The 8,768-nt window shown below is 58.7% G+C and carries 3 protein-coding genes and 1 pseudogene; 1 reads left to right on the plus strand and 3 read right to left on the minus strand.

Annotation, left to right across the window (positions count from 1 at the left end; translation table 11 throughout):
• Window positions 1-516 precede the first annotated feature (516 nt).
• On the minus strand, window positions 517-1,206 hold the full coding sequence (locus F758_RS0131285; protein WP_024511593.1) for a methyltransferase: 690 nt from the start codon (window positions 1,204-1,206) through the stop codon (window positions 517-519).
• A gap of 3,911 nt (window positions 1,207-5,117) precedes the next feature.
• Between F758_RS0131285 and F758_RS0131315 the strand changes: the two genes are divergently transcribed.
• The gene (locus F758_RS0131315) at window positions 5,118-5,870 is read left to right on the plus strand and encodes a Crp/Fnr family transcriptional regulator (protein WP_245286634.1); all 753 of its coding nucleotides are present in this window, start codon (window positions 5,118-5,120) and stop codon (window positions 5,868-5,870) included.
• A 745-nt stretch (window positions 5,871-6,615) separates the two neighbouring features.
• Here F758_RS0131315 and F758_RS44855 read toward each other — a convergent pair.
• Window positions 6,616-7,750, minus strand: a pseudogene (locus tag F758_RS44855) (prolyl oligopeptidase family serine peptidase); the annotation flags it as partial.
• Window positions 7,751-8,010: 260 nt separating this feature from the next.
• Window positions 8,011-8,768, minus strand: a 758-nt coding sequence (locus tag F758_RS0131330) for an IS3 family transposase (protein WP_035723648.1), incomplete at its 5' end; no start/stop codon positions are given.

Raw genomic sequence — 8,768 nt, forward strand, 5'->3', positions numbered from 1 at the left:
TACACTGTGCCGCGGCTCGCAGCCAAAACTCATGCCGCAGCTTGCCGCGGCCCAGCGCCTCCTGGCCAGTGAGCTTGGGCTAGATGGAGCAGCAGTTCAAGCCCCGCATGATCGTCCGTTGGCGATGCGTATTCCAGCTTCAGCAATTCATTGACGCCTCGCGGGTCCACGTCAGTCGATCCAGGCTGGCTTGAGGCCACCGCAATCAAGAGCCGGCGCCACCCTAATGCGCGTAGCGCGCACCACGCGCCCCTGCGGCGACCGGCCGTAGCTGAGCGCAGCCATCTTCGTCAGTGCCATTGCCGGCGGGGGCCCTGCTCCACGGTCCGAATGGGGGCAACTCCCTCAGCGCGCCGTGCGGGATCTGATCTCGCGGGACGACATTTACTGCAGATCCTCAAGACGCTGACACACGACCAATTGACTAAACTCGCGAGAAACGCTGACCCGCCAGCGACACATGGAACTCCAGCCATGAGGCACGAGCAGGGATAGTGCACGAATCAAGGAAGACTCTCATCGAACTGTAAGCTCCCAGACAATGCGGACGTGCCCGCCCAGGATCGATGGCCGAAAAATATGCATATCTCGAACACGGAGCCCACTTTCGTCAATCAAGTTCATGACGCGCCCCACATCACCCTGATCTGAGAATACCACATACATTACGCCCTCAGCATTTAACCAGAGAGGCGCCCCTTCGAGCGCTGAGGCAATAACTTTATGACCTTCATCAAAGCAAGAGCGCTCGAGGTCGTCCTTCGCTTTGCGATTCCAGTAGGGGGCTGCAAAGAGAATGACGTCAAATTTTTCTCCCGATTGCAGCGCGGAATAGACATCACTGTAACGCACGTGCGCCTTATCCGAGTAACCTAGTCGTTTGATATTTATCTCTGTCGTCAGGACGGCTTGCGGATTTATGTCGAGAGCCACTAGGCGTGCAGCTCCGGCACGGAGTGCTGCAAGCCCTAGCACACCTGATCCGCACCCCAGATCTAAGACTGTTGCCCCAGGTTCGATGTGCCACTTCGAGATCAAGGCGTCGGAACCATGACTTAGACGCGGTGATAAAACACCAGGAAGGACATGTAAGGGCATCCCGCTCACTTCCACATCATGCGGGCGTTCGCATAATCGGAGTTCGGTCAGCATCGCATCTACGTCGGTCGTTTGGCGCCGCACGGATACGCTTAGCGTCGCAGTCATGCAACTCTCCAAATTTCGGTAGCAGGAATGAAAGGACGAGTTCGTTCACCGTGTTCGGCCTGAGCATGCCTCCCACCCCCGTGCCGCCCATGAGCATGTCCGCGAGCTCATCCATCGGGAGCGGGCTGGCATGGTGCCTTGGACGAACATTGGTCGATGTTGTTCATGGTGGTAGGACAGCGATCGAGCCAGCTTGGAACGTAGGCACTGCCCTATCACCGAGGCATTGGGCCCGCCTTCTTGACATCAAATCCGCTGGTGCGGTCCGTCGTGAGCGGAATTCGGCTGGCCTCCACGCACCAGATGTTTTTGTCTACAGGATTCCAGATCGCCGCAGTTGCCGGGCAATAACACTCGAAGCTTAGGAGCGGGGCCTGCCTCTTTGCTGGATTCCCCTGGTAATCCGCCGAGTCCGAAAACGATCAGTTTCCAAGAGCCTGCTGACTCGGTGTTCTCCGAAAGTTTGTACCTCATGCCTTTGCGAGTTTTCCCCATCAAACGAGATTGCAGGCTGCTCCCATCAGCATTTTTCATCTGAGTGATTAGACCGCGCATGAGGGATAGAGAGCTCTCTGGCTCAGAGCGCGAGCATTTCTGCGGCGGCGGACTCAGCGTACGCTTCCGTGCCGCTGGCCGACATAAGTGGAATTGATGTACATCCCGAATTCCTCGTGGCCTTTGATCCGCCCGACGATCATCGACGATGCGCCGGTCGTCCTAGAGCATTGTCTGCCATGCGTCGGTCATCGAGACCAATTACCAACACCGGTAGTTGACCGCGCTGCAACCCATTGCATGTTGAGCAACACCGATGCTCTCGGCTGTCGTGGATGTCGCCGTGATCATGCCGGGCCAGAGGGGACCAGCCGTGCTCTCTACTTGCGCACGTTCGGTGCGGAATGGCCGAGCGCCTTCAACAGCGCTGAAGGCTTCGGCGCCTTCAGCCGAGGTCGCTTTCGGGCCATACTCTTCATCACGCGATGGGCGCGCGCCTGGCAAAAGCGCTGGTCGGCTTCTATCGAACCGTACTCCCAAACAGCCGCCGCAATCAATCTTCCTGCCGCTTCTTGGGGTACAGTCGTCCGGCCCTTCTTCCTAGCTCACCGATAAAGGCACTCTCACCACAGCAGCTACTTGGCCCTTCTTTTCGGCGACACGGCTGAACGTAGAAAGGAATCAAATGGCCGCCTTCCAGACGTCAACCGCGTCACGCGAGCCCAAGACGCGCTCGAGGCAGTTAAAGATCTGGCTGGAGGTGCTCGATGGCGATCTCACGCTGGGAGTGTTATCCGGGCCTCACTTTCGCGGGTCGCTCATAGCCTCCAGGTGCTCTGATCTTTGCCCGTCGGCGCTCTTCGCGAGATTGCGTAAGACAATTTCAGAAAGCCGCACGACCAACTGTTTGAGCTGGGCGATCTCTCGCTTACAGTGCTCCAACTCGCACTTTTCGTCCACCGTCACCGGTAGTTGATTCCTATTGCTTGCCGTCATGTTCCTCTCTGTTCGACCGAGTGTCCGTCGACGCAGCACTCGCCAGCTGTATATGTCATCGACTGCTTCACTGACCGAAAGTCGAACCTTTCGCGAAAGGAAGGCTCGGCTTGTATCTGAGGCGCTGAGAGCTCCCAAAGAACCAGCTCAGTACGCAACGTACAGAACGCGCCACCAATTTCATCACTGTAGCCGTATCGTCTCACTTGCGTCCGAGACGTACGAACTGTTTCATCCGGTGGATTGCCCCCGTTTTTCGCTTCCATCTAAGGTCGTGACACATAGCGTACGGCTGATGGAAATCAAAACGACGATTGGCCCCCTTTGTTAATGCTTTTCGCTTTGAGATGCGCATTGTGCATGTAGTGAGAGTCCTGCGCCACGTCGGCGCTGTGTGGTTAGCCGCGAAGCGGACGGCCGGTCGCATGTGGGAACCCCGCGCTGCAATCCAATTTTACAAGGACCTGTCGTCCTTCCTAGCGCGCAATGAGGCGGCCAAACGAATGGTTCGTTTCTATTTCAATTCCAAGGAAAGGTGAATGTCGACGACTCCATCGGGTTGTCGTTCGAAAACGAACTGCAGGCCTTCCGTGCGGCACAAACTCTAGCGAAGGACGTCGCAACTAGCCGACCTGCGCTGCAGCGCACCACATGCGTAGTCGTTACACGCACCGATCGGGGCGAGGCCTACTAGATAAGCGTATGATCAGCTTTCCAATTCAAGCAGATTAGGGACTGTTGTCGCGATAGGATCGTCAGTGTTCACAAGGCGCCTGCGACGCCAACCGCCTCCTGCGTCCTCGTCTGAGACGAGCTTCCTAAGGCAGTCCGGCGTCTCCGCATAAACTGGTGCACTGGCATCACGTGCGAGCCGCCTACGCCCCAGAGGAGCCGCTCCGGCCCGCGCTTGCATGAAGCCAGACGATGCTACGCAACGCAAGAGCAGCTCTAGAAACGCGGCACGTTCGAGTCCTCCTCTACCCTCAAGTGGAAACCCAGCTGAAGGGCAGCGTCGAGTGCCCGCACCGTCCGGTCAGGACCAGGGATTAATGCGCGTCGACGCTCCCAAAGTCGAGGCATGCATGAACATCGGCCCAGAGCGTCCGGATGCGCCACTCGCTGCCGAAATTGCATGTACCGCAATGCTTCGCAAGCCAATGATTAATTTGGCTACATAGCAGCTTAGCGCCATCCTGATGTTCTTTAATGCAAAGGACGGTGCATTCACGCAGCAATCCAGCTTGTCCGCGCGCTTCTTCATTTCTTTTAGCTGAGCTGGCATCGAGTCCCGCCGCAGAGCTGCGGACCGCAGCGCGCGTGAGCGTCCGGCATGGAGCACCGACCGAGAGGAGCACGCGGTACGCGTTTTTTTAAGCCTGCTCCCTACCCGTGAATACGCCATCCCGACATCGACACCGGTACGCTCAAGCCAGATCGCCCCGGAAGCACGCCCGCGGTCAGTCTGAACGGAGTGAGAGAACTCCAGCGCCCGCATCTGCTTGCAGCAGGTACGGCAAGTACTACGTTCAACAACGATTCGATCTCCGTGTCGGTCTAACTATAGGGCTGGTCCCGCTTGGGAGTAGCGAAATCTCGATAACTCGCCCATCCGTCTCGCGGCCGGACTTCGCGACGTCGGCGCGAAACCGGTTGGTCGCAAACCCTCAAATCGCGGTGGCTCACGCCGGCCGACGTTTTGAAGGTGACATGCTCTGTCAAGCGCAGCGCGCGCTTCGCACGGCCACAGGCACGTGATTTGACCCATCAACCGCCGAGGGACGTTGATAATGGCTTCTTCCGCCAGGCGTGAGTAGAGCGAAAATACAGATCGGACGAAACAGCCAAGGCGATGGATCCGCGGCTCGTGTTCGTGGCGACAATAAAAGCTCGCGGGGGACCGCAGCTCGTCTGCATCTCGAAATCGAGACCTGAGAGTTGGAAATCAAAAAACTCGTTCTGGTGAGAGCTCACCAAAAGGCGCCTTCGGGACCCGGTTATTACATCAATATCAATTTCTATCACGAAAAGCCCCATGGCATCCCAAGAAGCTTGTGTTTCGAACCAGAGGGGCTTCTGCCGGTCTCAGACATTCGATACGAGTCTCGCACCTCGTGCCGCGGAGAAGCCTGGTTTTTTGGCTTGTGAGCCGCGAGACGGAAGTTGCTAATCGCGCATCTCCAAGGCAGAATGAGAAGACTGCGACGATGTCGATCGGAGCCGAGACGGTCTTGATCGTGACGTGCGACGCGAGTTCGCGCTCGACATGATAAAGTCCGGTCTATCTTATCAAGGTTTTTCCGGGTCCTTAAACCATCTGATTTTTTCTCCGGCCATATTCCAGATTTTATGAGGAATCGGTCAATTCATTTTCAAGGGGAGCAGATTCATTGGCTGCTCGTTCGCGAAAAGGCACGGTAACCGTGGCCCAGATTGGCGTTGGGAATCGGCTGCTGGCGGCATTGCCGCCGGCCGATTTCGGCTTGCTCGCCGCACACTTTCAGAAGATCTCTTTCGAACCCGAAACTGTTTTGGTGCGCTCAAATGATGAGCTCGACCAGGTTTATTTTCCCCACAGCGGCGCCATCGCCTTCATGCTCGATATGCCAGACGGGCAAACGGTCGCAACCACGCTGGTCGGGCGGGAAGGCGCTTTGGGCTCGCTCTCCGTGCTCGGCCCGTCACTTTCGTCCGTTACCGCGGTTGCTCGGGTGGCCGGCACGGCATCGCTGATTTCCGCCGCGAAATTCCGGGTTGCCTATGCGCGAAGTGCAGCCATCAGGAACATCGTGCAGGTCCACACCCGCTCGTTTTTGTTGCAGCTCCAGCACGTCGCCGCCTGCAACGCGCTCCATACGGTGGATGCCCGCATGGCGCGGTGGCTACTGCAGCTGCACGATCGTGTTTCGGAGGACCTCCTTCCGGTGACACAAGAGGCGCTATCCCATTTGCTCGGAGTGCGGCGAACAACAGTGACGTTGACGATGAGCAAGCTTCGCGCAGCGGGCGCCATCCGCTCCGATCGGCGCGGCTTCATCGAGATCGACCGAGCGGGTCTCGAGAGCATCACATGCGATTGCTATACGCTAATGCAGCGCAGGATCGATCGCATGTACTGCCAGGAATTGCCAACTCCGCAAGCTGCGCTTGTGCCATTGCCGGGAGACGCTCCATAGCGGCGGCCGAGCAAGAATGCAGGCGTATTCGGATCGCCTATCAAGATTCGCAATTGTGCGGCAGCTTCATCTGACCCACTCTGCGGCTGGTTCACGTATCTTTGGGCGCGGCCATCACGGGCCACGGCACGACCGCATCCGCGATGCTCACACAGAACAGGAGTACAGGTGCAAAGCCGCTGACACTCCAATCATTTCCGGTTTGATAATGCCGAAATACCACCCTGTCGTTGAGGCAATAGACCAAATCGGATCGGCTCGCTCTAAGCAAGCGAGCTCGCACTCAATTGCCCCAGCCGGTGCCCGACCGGCCGGGTCGTGCCAGAGCTGCTTCCCGCGACGACGGCTAATTAGTATACTTCAAGAAGTCCGCACTTTCCGTAAATCCGCTTGGTCGCGACAAGGCTCTCGCGGCGCTCAAAATGCCCCAACCATTGACGTGATCGCGCCCGCCGAAGACTTGCTGACGCAATGGTTCGGAGATCAGTACCGCGGAGTAAGAGCCGCGCGTCTTAATTGTCTCGGCATCTCTGCCTTCAAACGATATGGCAAAGCTTTACCCGCCGGCAGATTGTAGCATACCCCAAAACACTGGCCTTGCGCGCACGCAATCTCGCATGGAGCGTACGCGACCTGTCGACGTCTAGTAAGTTGCGTAGGCCCCCTTCTCCGACCGAGATCCCTGAAATACGGTCCAACAACACGCTAGAGTTTGTGGGATCACAAGGGCCGCGCCCGCCTAAGCCTAGCCCTCCAACCAGCCGATCTTGCTCTTGAGGAATCGAAAGCCCAGCACCTCCAAGCCGGCGCGCTCTCTGTTGTCCCGGCCGTATCCATGGCCGCCCGCCGCCTGCTCGTAGAAATAGGCCTCGTAACCCATCGCCTGGAGCTTCGCGGCCATCTTGCGCGCGTGTCCGGGATGAACACGATCGTCCCGCCGGGTCGTAGCGATCAGGATCGGCGGATAATTTTGGCCCGGCTTGGCGGCATGATAGGCCGAATAGGTCTTGAGCCACTCCCAGTCGCTAGGCTTATCAGGGTCCCCAAATTCTGCAATCCAGCTTGCTCCTGCCAGAAGCTTGGTGTAGCGGCGCATATCGATCACCGGGACGGTGCAGAACAGCGCACCAAAGTGATCCGGATAGCGCGTCAGCATATTGGCGATGAGGATGCCCCCATTGGATCCGCCCTGGGCCGCGATCCGCTTCGGCTTCGTCACGCCCCGACGCACGAGATCGGCGGCAACGGCCGCGAAGTCGTCGTGCGAGCGTTTCTTACCGGCGAGCCGGCCGGCGTCGTGCCAGCGCGTGCCGAACTCGCCGCCGCCCCGTAAATTCGCCTGCACTGTGGTGCCGCCGCGCTCCAGCCAAAGCTTGCCAAGTGCTGAATCGTAGTACGGCCTGACCGAAACCCGCCGTAGCCGCTCATATGGACTGGCGCATCGCCTGTCTCGTCGGCCGGACCGGTCTGTACATAGGGAATGCGCTCGCCATCAATCGAAATGGCCTCGTGTTGGGTGACCACGAGCCCATCCGCGGTAAAGGTCTTCGGCGCCTGCTTGAGCACGGTCGGACTGGCGAGGTTATTCTCGATCAGCATAAGCGAAGCTGGCGTAAGCGGATCCTGGCTATTGACGAGCAGGTCGCCATTTCTTTCCGATGCATCGCGATCAAGGAGCTAGACGTTGATCACCCCAATCTCGGAAAGCCCGCGCAGTTGCTCCTCGCGGGTCCCCACCCTTCATCGGATGGCGTACAGATCTCGAAGAACGGCCGCAGCTCGTTGAGAATGGAAAGCACAAGCTTGCCGGCACTCCAAAAGACCCCCTGCAGCGCACGGCGCGGGCCTGGCTCGAAAAGAACCTCGCACTGACGGTTACCATGCCGTAGCTTGCTTGGACGGAAAGCCTCACGAATTGCAGTCCGATATCTCCGAATTTGTCGGCGCTTGTCAGATTATAAGGACCTACTACCAGCAGGAAGAAGCAGCCGCTGGCTTGGAGAAGCAGAAGAAGTCGAGCGATCCAACCCTGAGTCAGATGAACCTTACACGCGCGGTCCGCAAAGTGCTCAGTTCATCGAGCGCAGACATGGGAAGATATGGAAGGCCCTTTCAGCCCATTTTGACCTTGCCCCCAAGTTTATCCAATCCAGAGTTCGCCCTGGCGGTTGGATTTGCCCGGTTGGGCGGTGGTAGCGACGGGAGCTGGCGCGGAGCCTTCGGCATAGCGCAGCGCCAGGTCCCGGCGCGGGTGGCAGGTGAAGGCGAACTCGGACGGGGTCTTCCATCCGAGCTGCGAGTGTGGGAGCGTGACGCGGACCTGGGCCAGCGACGTGAACAACGTCTCATTCAACAATTCGTCCCGCAGCCGACCGTTGAAGCTCTCGATGAAGGCGTTCTGCATGGGCTTGCCCGGCGCGATGTAGTACCAGGCGACGCGGCTCTGATCGGCCCAGGTCAGGATAGCGTTGCTGGTGAGTTCGGTGCCGTTGTCGCTGACCACCATTTTGGGCTTGCCCCACTCGACGATCAGCCGGTCCAGTTCCCGGGCCACCCGGATGCCCGAGAGCGAGGTGTCGGCCACCAGAGCCAGACATTCGCGGGTGCAATCGTCGACAACGGTCAGGATGCGGAAGCGTCGGCCATCGGTGAGCTGATCCGAGACGAAGTCGAGCGACCAGCGGTCGTTCGGTGCCATCGGCACTGTCATCGGCGCCCGGGTCCCGATCGCCCGCTTGCGGCCGCCACGGCGACGCATCGCGAGCTTCTCTTCCCGGTAGAGCCGGAATAGCTTTTTGTGGTTGATCACATGACCCTCCCGCTTGAGCAGAACATGCAGGCGCCGATAGCCGAAGCGGCGGCGCTCCTGGGCGATCGCCCTCATGCGTTGACGCAGGG

Source organism: Bradyrhizobium sp. ARR65 (assembly GCF_000472385.1).
GTDB lineage: Bacteria > Pseudomonadota > Alphaproteobacteria > Rhizobiales > Xanthobacteraceae > Bradyrhizobium.